Genomic DNA, 15,875 nt, shown 5'->3' with positions numbered 1-15,875 from the left:
GTCGGCGTGCGCGGTGGCACGCCCCTGGCCCGTGGAGTCCGCGGCGCGGGCGGAGCGGAACTCCGCACCGCCCGGGGCCTGGGTCACGGTCGAAGGAGACCTCCAACGCGGGACGCTGGGAAGCCGTTGGCATGAACGTCTCCTGAAGGTGTAGGGGAACACCGGTTGGAGACCCAGGGTGCGCCGCATGAACCCGCGGGACCATGCGCGATTCGCGCAACCGTACGTTACGTTTCCGCTTTTCCGACAAAGCCGACGGTTCAGCGATCACGAACGGTGAACGCCATCCACAATTCGGCGCGCAGCCCCGGGTCGGAGAACTTCCTCCCCAGGAGCGTCTCAGCGCGCCCCAGCCGGTAGACCAAGGTCCGGCGGTGGATGCCCAGCACCGCGGACGCAGCCTCGGTGTTGCCGTTGTGCGCCAGATATGTCCGAACAGTGGCCAGCAGGTCGATGCGCCGTGCCTCGTCGCCTTCCAGCGGCGTGAGCAGGGCGAACGCCCAGCCCTCCGCCTCGGCGGTGCCCATGTACGACAGCAGACCGATGTCCGCCACGTCCCCGGTGGTCAGCAGCCGCTGAGCCGCCGAGGTCGGCACGGTGTCGGCGAGCGCGGCGATCCGCGGCCACACCCGTGCCAGACCGGTCATGTCGACGGCTTCCCCGATGACGCCGCGAGTGCCCCCCAGCGAGCTGAGCATCGCCCGCAGCACACCCACGTCGCCCTCGACCACGGGCAACACCACCACGACCCTTCCCCGGGAGTCGCCCGCCACCAGAGCCGACACGATCTGCAGGCTGCGCTCGTTCTCCAGCATCTCCAGCAGGTCGCTGCGCGTCCCGGCCTCGGCGGTGAGCACCGCGAGCCGCACCGGCCCCTCCGGCAGCGGGATGCCCAGCGACTCGGCCGCTTGCCTGGCCGCTTCGCACCGGCCCGCGAGGACCATCGAGAGCACGGTCGCCCGTTCGCGGCGTTCGCTGTCCAGCAACTCCGCGGCCTGCGCCACACCCAGCGAGAGCAGGTCGACGGCGATATCGACCACACCGCGTTCGTACGGGGACAGCGGGGCGCGCCGGCCGACGGCGAGCACGCCGGTCGGCCGCGTGGACTGGCTCACCGGAAGCAGCGTCACCCGCGTATCGCCGATGCCGAACGTTGCGGCGTGCCACGACCGCCTGCGCGAGACCTCCAGACGTACGCGTTCGGCGTTGCGCCTGGCGTGCTCCGGCGCTCCCGCCAGCAGATGGCCCTCACGGGAGAGCAGCAGGACCCACGTGTCGAGCTGCGCCGCCAGCCGGGTGACGACCGATCGGTGCGCCGGGGGCGTCAGGGCCGCCCGCACCAGCCCCCGGTAGCTGTCCATGGCCGCGGTCTGCTGGGCGCGTTCCGTCGCGGCGAGCTCGTCGGTGACCGCGCGCACCACCGAGCTGAAACACGTCGGCTCCGACACCTCGACCACGCTCAGCCCGTGCCGCGCTGCCGCGGCGATCAACGGCTCCGGGATGCTCGCGTGCCGCAGTCCCACCCCGAACCCGAGCGCCCGTACACCCGCGCGCACCAACCGCTCGGTGTACTCGGGCCACCGGCGGCTGGTACGCCCGAGGCTCAGCCCCGTCGTCAGCAGCAGGGTGCCCGGCTCCAAGTACGGCGTCGGATCCACGAGATCACTGATGTGCGCCCAGCTGACGGCGAGGTCGGCACGTCCGGTCCGTATGGTCAGGCCGAGATCGCGCCGGCCGACCAGGCTCAAGAGGGTCACCGGCACCCTGTCAGGCTAGCCCAGGTCTTCGGGCGGATGGCCCGGCTCCGTCCCGGGGTCACGCGCCCGAAGGTCCGCGCGCGTGACCCTTACCACCGGACCGGGCGATGACCGGCGGATCACCCGCCCGCGGACTGGTTTCCGCTGACGCCTTTCTTTGAGCCGGCGTTGAGGATTCTCAGGTACACCTTGGAGCTATGGATCGGCCCCCCAAGGTGCTCGTCGTCGACGACGAGCCGAACATCCTCGCCCTCCTGTCACAGACGCTCCGCCTGGTTTCCTTCGAGGTGCGGACGGCCGAGAGCGGGATGAAGGCGCTGACCGCGGCCAGAGAGTTCGAGCCGGACATCGTGGTGCTCGATGTGATGCTGCCCGACATCGACGGTTTCGAGGTGGCACGGCGGCTGGGCGACGTCCCGGTGCTGTTCCTGACCGCGCGCGACACGGTCGAGGACCGGGTCCAAGGGCTGAGCCTCGGCGCCGACGACTATGTGGCCAAGCCGTTCAGCCTGGAGGAGGTCGTGCTGCGGATCCGGGCCATCCTGCGCCGCAGCCTGGCGTCGGGGTCGCCCAAGGACTGCCTGCTGAGGTACGCCGACGTGGAGCTGGACCCCGGCTCCCACGAGGTACGGCGCGGGGGCGTCCTGGTCGACCTGTCGCCGACCGAGTTCAACCTGCTGGCCTACCTGCTCACCAACGCCGGCCGGGTGGTGAGCAAGGCCCAGATCCTCGACAGCGTCTGGCGGTACGACTTCGACGGCGACTCCAGCATCGTCGAGTCCTACGTGTACTACCTCAGAAAGAAGATCGACAAATGGGATCCTCCGCTGATCCGGACCGTACGAGGGGTCGGTTACACGCTCAGGCTGCCGCGGCCCGGCGAGTCGTGAGGGCACCGGACCGGTGGACCCTGCGCACCCGGCTGGTGGTGGCGGCGACGGCGCTGACGGCGGTCGCGCTGGCCCTGGCCAACACCGCGGGCCTCGTGCTGTTCGACCGCTATCTCACCGAACGCGTCGACGAGCAGCTCATCGGAGCCCCGAAAATAGCGCAGGCGATCAATGAGAGCTCCCTCGCCCCACCGGCCGGCGAGCAGCGCAAGTGGTCTGTGACGGTCGAAGGCCGGGAGAGCCGGGTCTACCTGTTCACCCCCGACGGACGGCTCACCCAGAAGCAACCTGCCGCCGATCCCGCCACCGGACCCGACCTCGGGCCGATCGCGGATCTCCCGCGCGGGACGGCGATCACCGTGCCGGGCAGGGACGGCTCGTCCTGGCGGGTGATGGCGGCCGACACCATGGACGGCGGCACGGTGGTGGTGTCGGCGCCGCTGGCCGGCGTCGTGGAGATCAGGAACCTGCTGTTGACGATCGATCTCGGTGTCATGGCGCTGGTCCTGCTGCTGCTCGGCCTGGTCGGCACGGCGGTCGTGCGGCTCGGGATGAAGCCGCTGACCAGGATGGAGGAGACGGCCGCGCTGATCGCGGGCGGCGACTTCAGCCGCCGCCTTCCCGGCCCGGACCCGCATACGGAGCCGGGCCGCCTCGCGGCGGCGATGAACGTGATGTTGAACCGGCTGGAGGCGGAGATCGCCGCGCGGAGCGACTCGGAGGAGCGGATGCGCCGCTTCCTGGCCGACGCCTCCCATGAGCTGCGCACCCCGCTGACCTCCGTACGGGGCTTCGCCGAGCTCTACCGCAGGGGCGGGACCCCACCCGGCCCGCCCATGGACGAGGCCATGCGCAGGATCGAGGACCAGGCCACCCGGATGGGCCTGCTGGTCAACGACCTGCTCGTGCTGGCCCACCTGGACGAGGAGCGTCCCCTCGACACCCGTCCCGTGGACCTGCTGGAGATCGCCGCCGACACCGTCCACGACGCCCTGGCCCGCATGCCCGACCGGCAGGTACGGCTGGCCGGGCTGGACGCCTCGCTGAGCCCCGTCATCGTGCTGGGCGACGAGGCGCGACTGCGCCAGGTCGCGGCCAATCTCGTGACCAACGCGCTGCTCCACACCCCGGCCGACGCGAAGATCACGGTCCGGGTCGGCGCGGGATCGGCCATGCCCTCACCCGCGGCGGCGGTCGGCGCCGAGTTCCCCGGCTCACGGGTCATGGGGGTGCTCGAGGTCAGCGACACCGGTCCCGGCATTCCCCGCCGGCACGCCGCGCGTATCTTCGAGCGGCTCTACCGGGTGAGCCGGAGCCGCTCCCGCGCCGACGGCGGCGCGGGACTCGGGCTCGCGATCGTCGCCGCGATCGTCAGGGCGCACAGCGGCCGGGTGGAGTTCTTCCCGGCGGCCGGAACGGGCGCGGCGTTCCGGGTGCTGCTTCCGTTGCGGGATTCCGAGCCCGCTCCGAGGTAGCTCCGGGCCCGTTTCCATCCGAGCTCAGCAGCATGGCCCTCATGAGAAGAACCTTCATGGCGGCGGCGCTGTTAGCGCTCGCCGCCGGATGCGGGCAGTCCTCTTCCCCCTCGGACGGGGTCGCCTCGGTGAAGCGAACCCAGAGCGCCGTGGCAGCGAGCGCGAGCCCGACCGCGTCAGTGGACGTCGAGGAGCAGGGCAGGAGGTACGCCAAGTGCATGCGAGACAACGGCGTCGACATGTCCGACCCCCAGCCCAACGGCAAAGGTGGCTACAGGTTGAGCATCGGCGGGAAGAAGGAGGATCTCGACCACGCCAAGATCGACAAGGCGATGCAGGCCTGCCGTAGCCTCGATCCCGGCGCTGAGAAGAAGAAGGACTTCGCGCCCACTCCCGAGGAGCAGGAGAGGGCGCGCGCCTTCGCCAAGTGCATGCGCGCCCACGGCATCGACATGCCCGACCCTGATTTGAGCGACGGCGGGCCCATCAGGCTGGTCATCGGTGGTCCCGGCAGCGAGCACAGGATGGAGCCCGACGACCCCAAGCTGGTGAAGGCCATGGAGGCCTGCAGGGGTGACTCCATGCCGGTGGAGATCAGATGACCGACCTGCGTAGCGAGCAGGCAGTGACGCCGGTGGAGGAGTCGCGAGCGCCACGGCGGCGCCGTCGCGGGCCGGGCAGGGTGGTCGCGATCGCGGGCGGCGCCGCGCTGCTCGCGGTCGCGGCGGCCGCGGCCGCGGTCGCGGTCGGCGTCGGCGGCCGCACCGGCACGCCCGTCGTCCAGCGGACTCCTCCGGCGACCGCCAAGGTCACCCGCACCACGCTGATCGACACCAAGACCGTGGACGGCACCCTCGGCCACGGCACGGTGGCCACGGTGACCGGCCGGAGCCAGGGGACGATCACCTGGCTGCCCTCGGCCGGCTCCACGATCACCCGGGGCCGGGCCGTCTACAGCGTCGACGCCCACCGCATCCCGCTGCTCTATGGCACGATGCCGCTCTACCGCACGCTCCAGAACGGCATGAGGGGCCGGGACGTGAAGATGCTGGAGCGCAACCTGGCCAAGCTGGGCTACGACGGGTTCACCGTGGACGACGAGTTCACCTGGGCCACCCGCGAAGCCCTGGAGGAGTGGCAGGACGCCCTCAATCTGGAGGTGACCGGCGCCCTCGCCCCGGAGGCCGTCGTGGTCCACGACGGCGCGCTACGGGCCACCGAGATCAAGGCCGCGCTCGGCGACCCGGCGAACGGGCCGGTCCTGACGTACACCGGCACCACCCGCGAGGTCTCGATCGACCTGGACGTCGCCGACCGGCACCGGATCAAGAAAGGGCTCAGGACGACGGTCGAGCTGCCGGACGGCGCCACCGTTCGCGGGACCGTCTCCAGCGTCGGCAAGGTGGCCAAGGAGACCCAGGTCGAGGACGGGACCTCCACCACGATCGAGGTCGCCGTCTCGGTTTCCCGCGACAAGAAGCTCGGGGCCTACGACACCGCGCCGGTGGAGGTGACGATCATCTCCGCTCAGCGCAAGGACGTGCTGGTCGTGCCGGTCGGCGCGCTCATCGCCCTGGCCGAGGGCGGATACGGCGTCCAGGTCGTGGAGGGCCCGGCCACCCGTTACGCGGCGGTCACCACCGGGATGTTCGCGGACGGCCAGGTCGAGATCACCGGAGTGGACGAAGGCACCACCGTGGTGGTGCCTTCATGACCCGCGACGACTCCCCCGTGACGACCCGCCACGCGAACGGCCGGCGGCCCGGCGACGATGAGGGAGACCACCAGGCGCTCGTGCAGCTCGTCGACGTCAGCAAGATCTACGGAGAGGTCGCCGCGTTGCGCGGGGCCACGGTCACCATCCGGGGTGGGGAGCTCGTCGGCATCGTCGGCCCGTCGGGCTCCGGCAAGTCCACGATGCTGAACATGATCGGCACCCTGGACCGGCCTTCCGGCGGGACCGTGCGGATCGACGGGTACGACGTGGCCGCGCTCTCCGACCGGGAGCTCTCGGCCCTTCGCGCCGGCACGATCGGCTTCGTCTTCCAGCAGTTCCACCTGGCCGCCGGGATACCCGTCCTGGACAACGTGGCGGACGGGCTGATCTATTCGGGCATCGCCCCGCGGGAGCGCCTCGATCTGGCCGAGGAGGCGTTGCGGCGGGTCGGCCTCGGGCACCGGCTCGACCATCGCCCCCATGAGCTGTCCGGTGGCGAGCAGCAGCGCGTCGCCATCGCCAGGGCGGTGGCCGGAGAGCCGGACCTGCTGCTCGCCGACGAGCCCACCGGCAACCTGGACTCCGCGTCCGGCACGGGGGTGATGGCGCTGCTTCGTGAGCTTCACGCGGCCGGCACCACCGTCGTGGTCATCACCCACGACCGGGACATCGCCGCGAGCCTGCCCCGGCAGGTGGAGATGCTGGACGGCCGGGTCGTGGGAGACTCCGCGAGAACGCGGGGGCCGGTGTGCTGACCACACCCGAGGATCGACGTGGCGACCGGGCGGCCACCTCCAGCAGGCGGCGCGGCACCCGGCTGACCCATGTCCGGCTCCGGCCGCGTGACGTCATCCGGGTCGGCGGGGCGGGGCTGCGCGCGCGGCCCCTGCGGGTGTTCCTGTCCGCCCTCGGCATCGCCATCGGCATCGCCGCGATGCTCGGCGTGGTCGGCATCTCCGCGTCCAGCAAGGAGGACCTCAACCGGCAGCTCTCGGCCCTCGGCACCAACCTGCTCACGGTTTCGCCCGGTCGGACGCTGTTCGGCGAGGACGCCCACCTTCCCGCGGAGGCGGAGGGGATGATCGCTCAGATCGCCCCGGTCACGTCAGTGAGCGCCACTGGTTCGGTCGACGCGAAGGTCTACCGCAACGACCACGTCCCGGAGGGCGAGTCGGGCGGCATCTCGGTCCTGGCCGCCCGCCTCGACCTGATCAACGACATCGGAGTGTCCGTCGTCAGCGGCGCCTGGCTCAACGAGGCCACGCACCGCTACCCCGCCGTGGTGCTCGGGACCAAGGCGGCCAACCGGCTCGGTGTCACCCGGGCCGAGCCGAAGCAGCGCGTCTGGCTGGGCGACCAGTGGTTCACCGTCGTGGGCGTGCTCGCCCCGTCCGTGCTCACGCCCGAGTTCGACACCGCCGCCCTCGTCGGCTGGCCGGTGGCCGAGGAGAAGCTCGCCTTCGACGGCTATCCGACCACCGTGTACACCAGGGCCAAGGAGGAGCACGTCCTGCAGGTGCGCGACGTGCTCGCGGCCACCGCCAATCCGGAGAGCCCCCACGAGGTCGAGGTGTCCCGCCCGTCCGACGTGCTGGCCGCCAAGGACGCCACCGACGCCACGCTCAACGCGCTGCTGCTGGGGCTTGGCGGTGTCGCGCTGCTGGTCGGCGGGGTCGGCGTGGCCAACACCATGGTGATCTCGGTGCTGGAACGGCGTGCCGAGATCGGCCTGCGCCGGTCCCTGGGCGCGACCCGCGGGCAGATCCGGTTGCAGTTCCTCTCCGAGGCGCTGCTGCTGTCGGCGATCGGCGGGGCCGGCGGGGTGATGCTCGGCATCGGCGTCACCGCCGCCTACGCCGCCTCCCAGGGATGGCCGGCGATCGTGCCGGTCTGGGCCATGGCGGGGGGTGTGCTCGCGACCCTGGTCATCGGCGGGATCGCCGGGTTCTACCCCGCCGTCCGCGCGGCGCGCATGTCCCCGACGGAGGCCCTGGCGACCTCGTGAACGCCCCCAGAACCGCCACGAACGGGGAGCCATGCGCACTCGAAGCGCCCCCTGCAGGTCATCGTTTCGCCAGGTCAGAGCCCACGCCGCGTAGAGACTTCCCACGCTGACAGCGCGGGTTCGATTCCCGTCACCCGCTCCACGAACCAAGGCCCAGGTCAGGAGTCGGATCCTCGCCCTGGCCTTGATTATTTCAGCAGGCTTTCGATCTACGGTCGCGAGCGTTCGCACAGGCAGCGCATACTGGAGGGGATGAAGCCAGCCAGCGGCGACCCCCGTCGTCATGTGTCCACAAGTCCCTTCAAGCCCCCGCCTCCCGCCCCTCCTGTCGAGCGGTTCAGCGTCAACGACCAGGTGACCCACGATCGGTATGGCCTGGGCGTCGTCATCGGTGTGGAAGACGAGGTCGCCGTGTTCGTCGATTTCGGCTCGCGGCAGGAACGAATCACGACGCCATTCAACAAGCTGTACAAGCTCTGAGACCGCTGCACCGCGGGGAAACACACAGCGCGAGCACATCCACGCCGGCGGTCAGCCCGGCCAGGCCGGCGTGGACCATGTGGGAGCCTCTGTCGACGTCGCGCCAATATCATCCTGAGATCTGACCCACACCTCGCGGTGAGTCCGCCCGGCACCGGATGTTCAGTGATCAGCAGCGGTGAGCACGACGCGTCGCCAGTTCGGCGCGCCCGAATATCTGACGCTTGATCGTCTTGATGTGGTCGCCTCTGAGAACGGCGAGACCGGCCCCGCTCTGCGTAGCGAACGCATTCCGAGCGCGGCGAAGATCACGAAAGCCCGGTCGGCAACTGACGTGGTCGGGGGCGATCGACGACCCGGGGCTTGGTTCTCAGCCCCGGCTCACCGGACTCCGCGGATTCGGTGCGTTCATGTTCCAGGGGTCGGGAACGACAACGGTGGAAAGACCGACCGGCTGCGGTCATGACGTTCGATAAGTGCTTTCTCCTAACCTCGGCCGTTCGCCGCACTTGCCTTTGCCGAAGCCCACACGCCCAGCCCGAGCATCACCATTCCGACAGCAGGAATGATCAGTACGCCCCAGTCGAGCAGTCCGGTTTCATAGCGGTCGCGCCCGTCCGTCGACGCTAGAGTTCCCGAAATCGAGGAAAGCCCGACCAGGGCAACCAAGATCATGGTTGCCGAGGACGCCAGCGTACGCCTACGCGGCCCGTCAGCAGCCTCCCCCAGCCTGGGCTCGTAGTACTCGCGTCTGGCCACTTTGACCAGACCGCGCACACCGGCGGCCAAGGCCATGACCACGGCAAGGGCAGCGGTGACGATGAACACCCAGTCAAGCGGCTCGCGAACGTTGTAGCCCACTCCATATATCAGCTTGAAGCCTTTAACCATCGTGGCCAGCAGCATCACGACAAGCACCCACCTGTACAACACCGTCACCTTGGACACATAGGCATTGTGAAGCCATCCAGCTCACCTGCAGAAGCCTGCGGGTTGTCTTGGATGAGACACAGAGCGATCGCGATGCCAGGCTCTAACGGGAGTGGATCCTTTCGGGCCTCGCGGGCGGGCGCGAATCACGCCGGGTTGTTCTCTCGGTCACGGGCTGCCCGCGACCGGTCTTCTTTCCTTGTCGCCAGGATGATGAGTGCGCCAGAGATGATGCCCGCGAAGTACGGGGACGGCACAAGCAGGACTCCGCCGACGAAACACCACGCCGCGAGGCCCCAGCCGATTCCGGCGGGCATGGCCACCCCGCGTCCAGCGAGGTGCCATGTCAGGCAACCCAGGAGTATCAGGGGCACGGCGAAGCTTCCCGGGCCCGCCCAGAAGGTGACCTCATTCCGAAGGGACTCCACCGTCTGATCGGCGCCGCTGTCGGTCAACGCGAGCGGGACGGCTGCCCACACCCCCCGATCCACCCAGCCGGTGATGTCTTCCCAGGCGAAAAGGATCACCAACAACAGGTGACCTGTCCCCAGCACGAGCATGATGCCGCTCGCCCAGCGCAGCAGTCGCTTGCTAGCGTTCATCGTCAGCCCCGTCCACGATGCTGCGCTGCAAGATCGTTTCGGTCGCGCCAGGCTCGTTCCCACTGCCGGGCCAGGGCTGGGTAAACGATCAAGTATCGGAAGGGCGCGATGGCGGCCATGTAGAGCCGCCCGAACCATCCGTTGGGCTTGACGAGGACGGCCATCCGCAGCTCGTAGTCACCGCTGGCTCCCTGCACCCAGCCGAGGTGCATCACCGTGTGCACGGTCTTGTTCGCCAGCTCCCGAGCGGACTCCATGGCAAGCTCGTAGATCGCTTTCAGGGGCATCTTGTCGTTGTCCTCGCCCCAGGGAGCATCGCAGAGGTCGCGGGGCAGGCGGTCACGGAGCGAGGCAACCCGCGCACCGACACCCGCTGTCGGGTTGTCCCAGCCGAGGAGTGCGCCGAGCTTCCACCGAACGGCGAACAAGAACCGCACTGGCCAGGTCTGTCTCGCGAACCCGCCGGCCGTCCGCATCGCTGCCAGCATCGTTGGGAAGTCGTCAGGCCCAGCCCCGGGGGTGCGGAACGCCCACACGTCCTCGACTCTGAAGTCAGAGGTGAGTTCGTGGATGCGCCACGGAATGCTGGTGTGCGCGGTGTTCGGAAGTCTCACGGGTAGGCCCTCCTGGGGCTCTCGTTGCGTTGCCGGCTCCGCATGATCTCCTGTGTTGGCCAGCATAGACTATTATGGTTAGCACAGAGGGGGGTGGCGTGACAACGCGACGGGAGCAGACCAGCGGAGAGAGCCGTGAGCTGATCCTCACCGCGGCGGCGGAGCTGTTCGCGACCAAGGGCTACCGGCAGACGACGTTCGCCGATGTGGCCGAGCGGTCCGGGATCAGCCGGGGGTCCATTCCGTGGCACTTCGGCAGCAAGGAGGGCCTGCTGCTGGCGGTGCTCGAACGGTCGGTGGACCTGGTCCACGCGAGCCTCGATGACGCGCCCGACCAGGGCGCGGAGACGGGGCTGGACGGCATGATGAAGGGGCTCGACGCACTGTTCGCGCAGCCCACGACCAAACTGTTCGTCACACTGCTGCTTGAGGCGCTGGAGCCGGACTCGCCCATCCACGACCGCTACGTCGCGATCCACGACACCCTGCGCGGCCACTGCAAGCGCTGGCTGGACCGATTCGCGCCGCCAGCTGGCTTGTCCACCGAGGCGCTGGCGGTCGCGATCGTCGGGGCGGGGATCGGCATCCACCAGCAGTGGCTGGTGGCGCCCGACCGGGTCGACGTCGGGCAGTCGTTGGCCGCGTTACGCGCATTGGTGGCGGGGATCGTGTCGGCAACCGGGACATGACCGACCGCCGCGCGGGCTACGGCTTCCTCGCAGTGCGCTGAAATCCTCGCAGTGCCATCGGTTCGTCGTTCTTGATCTTGGCCTTCGCGCGGGCGATCTGCTGCCCCATGGTGCTCTCCCGCACCAGGAAGGCACTCAGACGGATGCCTCGACCCCGTACTCCCGATCCTGAAGCTCGCCGGAGTCGTCGAGGGATGATCAAGCTGTCGCCCCTCGCGCAGATGGCGGCGCTGTCTCGCAGGCAATCGTGGCAGTGACGTAGAGCGGCGTCCGATGTGATGCGGATGGTGTTGGCGCAGGCGCGAGGCGCTGGGTCGATAGCGTGCCTGTTCCGAGGGGATGACTCGGAAGAATGATAAGTAAACCTTCCTATTGACAACCGATATGACGCGGGTGTTACATCCTCTTAATTTCAGCAGTAAAGGTACTTTCCGGCAGCACGGGACGCGTCCGCGTGCTCCTTCGCACACCGTGACGGCGTGGCCGGAAGCCCGTGCCTGGCAAGGACCACAGACCGGAGGTCTCCATGCGCAAACCCCGGCTTCTCCTCACGGCCGCGGCCGTGATCATCACCCTGACCAGTGGCCTGGTCGCCGTCACGAGCAATGATCGGGCCGAAGCCGCCATCGGCCCCGTCACCTGGTCTGACGAGTTCAACGGCGCCGCAGGAACGTCCGTCGACGGTTCCAAATGGAAATTCGACATCGGTGGCAGCGGCTGGGGCAACAACGAGCTGGAGTACTACACCAACTCGACCCGCAACGTGTATCACGACGGGCAGGGCCACCTGGCCATCACCGCCCGCCAGGAGAACCCGTCCAACCTCCAATGCCACTACGGCACCTGCCAGTACACCTCCGGCCGCATCCTGACCGCGGACAAGTTCAGCCAGGCGTACGGCCGCTTCGAGGCCAGCATCAAGATCCCCAAGGGTCAGGGCATCTGGCCGGCGTTCTGGATGCTCGGCGGCGGCGACTGGCCGAACACCGGCGAGATCGACATCATGGAGAACGTCGGCAGCACGCCGAACACCGTCTACGGCACCGTGCACGGCCCCGGCTACTCCGGCGGCAGCGGCGTCGGCGGCAATCGCACGATCGGCGCGCCGCTCGGCGACGGCTTCCACAACTACCGGGTCGACTGGTCTCCCAACCTCATCATCTGGTACTTGGACGGCTCGGAGTTCTTCCGCGTCACACCGGCCGACATCCGCGGCAACCAGTGGGTGTTCGATCACCCGTTCTTCATGATCCTGAACGTGGCGGTCGGCGGTTACTGGCCGGGCAACCCGGACTCCAGCACCTCTTTCCCGCAGACGATGCTGATCGACTACGTCCGCGTCTCGGCCTGGACGGACGACGGATCCGGGACCGGCAACGTGCTGAGGTCCAACTTGAGCGGTCGCTGCATCGACATCCCCGCCGCCAACCCGGCCGACGCCGCCCGGCTGCAGATGTACGACTGCAACGGCACCGCCGCCCAGCAATGGTCCATCAACAGCGACGGCACGGTCCGCGCGATGGGCAAGTGCATGGACGCCGCGGCGGCCGGCACCGCCAACGGCACGCCAATCCAGCTCTACACGTGCAACGGCACCGGCGCCCAGCGCTTCACGCTCAGTTCTGCCGGCGACCTGGTCAACACGACCGCCAACCGGTGTGTGGACATCGTCGGTCACAACACCGCCAACGGTGCACAACTCCAACTCTGGGACTGCACTGGCGCATCCAACCAGAAGTGGACCCGCGCCTGATCCCCACAACCGTTGAAAGGCCGGCAGCACGTGCTGCCGGCCTTTCGCCACATTGGCAGTCGAGACGAACCCGGTCGCTCTGGGCGACGGCCGCGGCTCTGCCACCGCTCTTGCACAGCTACCGGCCGAGTTCCAGAAGGCCACCGGCTGAGCTTCGCCGCCTGCGGTTGCCGATGACACCGTCCTTGTCAGCGTGCCGCCGTGGCCGTACTGCCGATACGGGACCGCAGCGAGACCAGGACCCGTCGGACCATGGTGGTGTCGGCGGATCTGGCCGCCCAGAGAGCGACGGCGATGTACAGCATTTGTTCCGGGACTCTCAGCCACAAAGGGGTGGGCGGGGCGCCGTTGAAGGGCATCTCGGCGAGCGCGGCGTAGATGTTGGCCGGCAGCAGCAGTACGAAAAGCGCCGCGAGGCTGGTTCCGGCCGTCCATCGAGTCGCCGCCAGGACAAGCCCGGCGGCGCCGAGCAACTCCAGCGCGCCGGTCAGGTACACCATGAGACCAGGGAACGGCACGAATGGCGGCACCATCGCCACCAGGTCAGCGTGGCTGGGCATGAACTCGACGCTCGCGGGGACGAAATGCGCGCTGCCGGTGGCGACGAGCATGACCGCCAACGCGTGTGCGGCGCTCACCGGCCAGATCGCGAACCGGCGGACGCCAAGCGAGCCCAGCAGCCGGAAGCCCAGTAAGGCGACCGCAAGCAGGACGATCACGTCGAACATGATTTCCTCCATTGGATAGCATGACTATCGAATCTATGGATAGTTATGCTATCCAACTAGAGATCCCGCGACAACAGCGCGGCTCCCAGGCAGAGGTAACGGGTTCCGTGCCGGCTGGTCACTCTGGGGAGTGGGCTCCATGTGGAGTACGCAGATTTCATCAGCAAGGTGGCAGAGCGCAGCGTCGCCGGCGCGCTTGCCGCGGTGCTGGGCGTACGACGCGGCCTGGTTCCCGCCGACCTAGCGGTCGCACACTGAATGCCGCTATCTCATGCGGACCAGTCGGGGTCGCGGCCGAGGAGGCCGAGGACACGGTGCTGGAGTGGGGCGTCCTCGGAGACCTTGACCTCGGGACCGAAGACGACGATGCCGGGACCGAAGGCGCCAGGGATGCGCATCTCCTCGGGGAGCCGCTGGACGCCGGGCCACATCGCCTCGATCTCGTGCGGGGCGATCGCGTCGTCCTGGCCGGTGGCACGGGCGAGGTCCCAGCCGTGGAGGACCAGGTCGGCGCTGACGACCTGGTCGATGTGCTGCTCAACGGTGAGCCGCCCCGCCGGGGTGGCCACCTCGCTCGCGGCGGTGGCCGGGTCGGCGAGCACGGCTTCGACGTCGGCACGCGCCGAGACGAAAGCGTCGAGCGGGTCCTCCTCGACGGTGGGCGCGGGACTGAGCGACTTGCCGAGAGGGCTGAGCATCGCGGCGTGCATGTCCACGATGTGGCCGACGACGTCTCTCGCGGTCCACTCGTCGCACGGGGACGGATTGGACCACTGGCCGGGCCCGACGGCGGCGACCTTGGCCGCGAAGATGTCGGCACGGACGCGGTAGCGGGCGGCGATCTCGGTCATGGACGTTTCTCTTCTCGTCGGCCTCGCAAGCGACGGTATAGGAGACGTACGACAAGACCTCGACCGCGGAGGGACTCAGGTCCAGGGACGATCAAGAGAGTGGTGCGCACGCCGCACAGGGTCGATCACTTGATCTTGTTCGGCCTGCCGGCATCCTTTGCGAGAATCGCTGTGTGACGAACCTCCCGATCCGCCCGAGAACCACGGAGGATCTGCCTGCCTGCGTCGATGCCCTCGCCGCCGTGCACGCGTCCGACCGCTACCCGGTGGACTGGCCCGCCGATCCCGGGCGATGGCTGACGCCGTCCAACCTCGTACAGGCATGGGTGGCGGTTAGAGGGGCCGATGTCGTCGGACACGTGGGACTCGCACGGCTTGACGCGGCGGCGCTCGAACCGTCCCTCGCCGCGGCCATCGGTGCGGTGAGCGGTCCGGTCGGATCGATCACCCGGCTCTTCGTCACTCCTCAGGGACGGGGCCACGGACACGCCGCTCATCTCCTCGACGTGGTCCGCAAGGAAGCGGCCAACCTGGGAATGCCTCTCGTACTCGATGTGTCCGACGACGGCCACGCGGCCATCAGTTTGTACGAACGTGCCGGATGGCAACGCGTGACCAGCGCCCGCGGCGACTGGCTGAACGCAGCGGGCGAACACGCGCTGTTGCACTACTACGTGAGCCCCGAGACAGCACGAAAGCCCACTCAGACCGATTGAACTCCTCCCCGGCCTGAAGGCCGGAGATTCTCCCGTCGCGTCGGGGTTAAGCGGCGCGCGGGGGTTGACGCTTCGCAGACCGGGCAGTCCCGAGGTCTCCACGTCCTGACACCGGCATTCCGACGGCGTTGTTGATATTGATCGCGGCGTTGGTGTCGGCATGCCCGGTCCAACCGCACGCGGGGTTGGCGCAGGCGTACCTGATCTGGTCCCGGGCCGCCGGGTCACGGTGGCCGCACTGGTGACAGGTCTGCGAGGTCCCCCGCGCGGGGACCTTCACGACCTGGCCGCCCCGGTCGGAGGTCTTGTATTCCAGCAGGGTGACCGTCCGGCCCCATGCTTCCCCAGCGATCGAGCGGTTCAGCCCGGCCTTTTGCGCGACGTTCACGCCGGGGTTGTCGACCGTGCCGGTGGCCGAACGGACCATGTTCGTGACCTTCAGGTCTTCCACCACGACCACGCTGAAGGTGCCGGCGAGTTCGGTGGTGGTCTGGTGCTGCCAGTCGACGGCTCGGCGCTTGGCTGTCGCGCGGAGCCGGGCGATCTGGTCGTAGGTGCGGGCCAGCCGATGCCAGGCCGGCTCACCACGATGCCGGGTGCGCCGCTGGCGGGCCGACTTCTTCTCCAGTCGGCGCAGGTGTTGTTTCTCGCCGTCGCTGAGCCAGGGC

General features: G+C 68.9%; 17 protein-coding genes. 10 read left to right on the top strand and 7 right to left on the bottom strand.

Annotated elements, in window-relative coordinates; translation table 11 throughout:
* Positions 1-260: 260 nt before the first annotated feature.
* Entirely contained in the window at positions 261-1,757 is a 1,497-nt protein-coding gene (locus MYF83_RS21905) for a helix-turn-helix domain-containing protein (RefSeq protein WP_248962455.1), read from the bottom strand.
* 197 nt (positions 1,758-1,954) lie between these two features.
* On the opposite strand from MYF83_RS21905, the gene MYF83_RS21900 reads away from it, so the two are divergent.
* The 7 genes from MYF83_RS21900 to MYF83_RS21870 all read left to right on the top strand — a co-directional run bounded on the left by MYF83_RS21900 (position 1,955) and on the right by MYF83_RS21870 (position 8,324).
* Entirely contained in the window at positions 1,955-2,647 is a 693-nt protein-coding gene (locus MYF83_RS21900) for a response regulator transcription factor (RefSeq protein ID WP_248962454.1), read from the top strand.
* Complete coding sequence (locus tag MYF83_RS21895; RefSeq protein ID WP_248962453.1) at positions 2,644-4,122, top strand: sensor histidine kinase; 1,479 nt, start codon at positions 2,644-2,646, stop codon at positions 4,120-4,122. The genes MYF83_RS21900 and MYF83_RS21895 overlap by 4 nt, the downstream gene beginning before the upstream one ends.
* Positions 4,123-4,178: 56 nt before the next feature.
* Positions 4,179-4,724, top strand: coding sequence for a hypothetical protein (locus tag MYF83_RS21890; protein WP_248962452.1), 546 nt, complete (start codon positions 4,179-4,181; stop codon positions 4,722-4,724).
* Positions 4,721-5,836 (top strand): peptidoglycan-binding protein, encoded by a 1,116-nt coding sequence (locus tag MYF83_RS21885; protein WP_248962451.1) that lies wholly within the window; start codon positions 4,721-4,723, stop codon positions 5,834-5,836. Before MYF83_RS21890 ends, MYF83_RS21885 begins: the two co-directional genes overlap by 4 nt.
* The gene (locus MYF83_RS21880; protein WP_248962450.1) at positions 5,833-6,594 is read left to right on the top strand and encodes an ABC transporter ATP-binding protein; all 762 of its coding nucleotides are present in this window, start codon (positions 5,833-5,835) and stop codon (positions 6,592-6,594) included. The genes MYF83_RS21885 and MYF83_RS21880 overlap by 4 nt, the downstream gene beginning before the upstream one ends.
* 62 nt (positions 6,595-6,656) lie before the next feature.
* The gene (locus MYF83_RS21875) at positions 6,657-7,844 is read left to right on the top strand and encodes an ABC transporter permease (protein ID WP_248962618.1); all 1,188 of its coding nucleotides are present in this window, start codon (positions 6,657-6,659) and stop codon (positions 7,842-7,844) included.
* A 252-nt stretch (positions 7,845-8,096) separates the two neighbouring features.
* The gene (locus MYF83_RS21870) at positions 8,097-8,324 is read left to right on the top strand and encodes a hypothetical protein (protein WP_248962449.1); all 228 of its coding nucleotides are present in this window, start codon (positions 8,097-8,099) and stop codon (positions 8,322-8,324) included.
* Between the two features lie 486 nt (positions 8,325-8,810).
* On the opposite strand, the gene MYF83_RS21865 is transcribed toward MYF83_RS21870, so the two are convergent.
* From MYF83_RS21865 to MYF83_RS21855, 3 genes are all read right to left on the bottom strand, one after another.
* A complete protein-coding gene (locus MYF83_RS21865) occupies positions 8,811-9,263 on the bottom strand; it encodes a hypothetical protein (RefSeq protein WP_248962448.1) in 453 nt (150 codons plus the stop codon).
* A 137-nt stretch (positions 9,264-9,400) separates the two neighbouring features.
* Complete coding sequence (locus tag MYF83_RS21860; RefSeq protein WP_248962447.1) at positions 9,401-9,856, bottom strand: DUF6463 family protein; 456 nt, start codon at positions 9,854-9,856, stop codon at positions 9,401-9,403.
* 2 nt (positions 9,857-9,858) lie between these two features.
* Entirely contained in the window at positions 9,859-10,470 is a 612-nt protein-coding gene (locus tag MYF83_RS21855) for a DUF2867 domain-containing protein (protein ID WP_248962446.1), read from the bottom strand.
* A gap of 98 nt (positions 10,471-10,568) precedes the next feature.
* Here MYF83_RS21855 and MYF83_RS21850 point away from each other — a divergent pair, with 98 nt between their 5' ends.
* Positions 10,569-11,159 (top strand): TetR/AcrR family transcriptional regulator, encoded by a 591-nt coding sequence (locus tag MYF83_RS21850; protein WP_248962445.1) that lies wholly within the window; start codon positions 10,569-10,571, stop codon positions 11,157-11,159.
* A gap of 526 nt (positions 11,160-11,685) precedes the next feature.
* Positions 11,686-12,912, top strand: coding sequence for a glycoside hydrolase family 16 protein (locus MYF83_RS21845; protein ID WP_248962444.1), 1,227 nt, complete (start codon positions 11,686-11,688; stop codon positions 12,910-12,912).
* 188 nt (positions 12,913-13,100) lie between these two features.
* Here MYF83_RS21845 and MYF83_RS21840 read toward each other — a convergent pair whose 3' ends face one another.
* Both MYF83_RS21840 and MYF83_RS21835 read right to left on the bottom strand, forming a co-directional pair.
* Positions 13,101-13,640 carry a DoxX family protein gene (locus tag MYF83_RS21840; protein ID WP_248962443.1) on the bottom strand — a complete coding sequence of 180 codons (540 nt, stop codon included), beginning with the start codon at positions 13,638-13,640 and terminating at the stop codon, positions 13,101-13,103.
* A 269-nt stretch (positions 13,641-13,909) separates the two neighbouring features.
* Positions 13,910-14,491, bottom strand: a complete 582-nt coding sequence (locus tag MYF83_RS21835) for a TIGR03086 family metal-binding protein (protein ID WP_248962442.1) — start codon at positions 14,489-14,491, stop codon at positions 13,910-13,912.
* A gap of 173 nt (positions 14,492-14,664) precedes the next feature.
* On the opposite strand from MYF83_RS21835, the gene MYF83_RS21830 reads away from it, so the two are divergent.
* A complete protein-coding gene (locus MYF83_RS21830; RefSeq protein WP_248962441.1) occupies positions 14,665-15,207 on the top strand; it encodes a GNAT family N-acetyltransferase in 543 nt (180 codons plus the stop codon).
* 46 nt (positions 15,208-15,253) lie between these two features.
* On the opposite strand, the gene MYF83_RS21825 is transcribed toward MYF83_RS21830, so the two are convergent.
* Positions 15,254-15,875: RNA-guided endonuclease InsQ/TnpB family protein (locus MYF83_RS21825; protein ID WP_248962440.1), on the bottom strand; the 622-nt coding region annotated here is incomplete at its 5' end.

It is taken from the genome of Sphaerisporangium perillae, from assembly GCF_023276435.1.
In the GTDB taxonomy this organism is placed as follows: domain Bacteria; phylum Actinomycetota; class Actinomycetes; order Streptosporangiales; family Streptosporangiaceae; genus Sphaerisporangium; species Sphaerisporangium perillae.
The sequence above is the reverse complement of the archived record's forward strand: the minus strand, read 5'-3'. Positions and strand labels throughout refer to the sequence as shown.

Coding starts and splice junctions, on each gene's coding strand:
- MYF83_RS21900 (WP_248962454.1), top strand. CDS start 1,955: ATGGATCGGCCCCCCAAGGTGCTCGTCGTCGACGACGAGCCGAACATC.
- MYF83_RS21890 (WP_248962452.1), top strand. CDS start 4,179: ATGGCGGCGGCGCTGTTAGCGCTCGCCGCCGGATGCGGGCAGTCCTCT.
- MYF83_RS21885 (WP_248962451.1), top strand. CDS start 4,721: ATGACCGACCTGCGTAGCGAGCAGGCAGTGACGCCGGTGGAGGAGTCG.
- MYF83_RS21880 (WP_248962450.1), top strand. CDS start 5,833: ATGACCCGCGACGACTCCCCCGTGACGACCCGCCACGCGAACGGCCGG.
- MYF83_RS21870 (WP_248962449.1), top strand. CDS start 8,097: ATGAAGCCAGCCAGCGGCGACCCCCGTCGTCATGTGTCCACAAGTCCC.
- MYF83_RS21860 (WP_248962447.1), bottom strand. CDS start 9,856: ATGAACGCTAGCAAGCGACTGCTGCGCTGGGCGAGCGGCATCATGCTC.
- MYF83_RS21845 (WP_248962444.1), top strand. CDS start 11,686: ATGCGCAAACCCCGGCTTCTCCTCACGGCCGCGGCCGTGATCATCACC.
- MYF83_RS21840 (WP_248962443.1), bottom strand. CDS start 13,640: ATGTTCGACGTGATCGTCCTGCTTGCGGTCGCCTTACTGGGCTTCCGG.
- MYF83_RS21835 (WP_248962442.1), bottom strand. CDS start 14,491: ATGACCGAGATCGCCGCCCGCTACCGCGTCCGTGCCGACATCTTCGCG.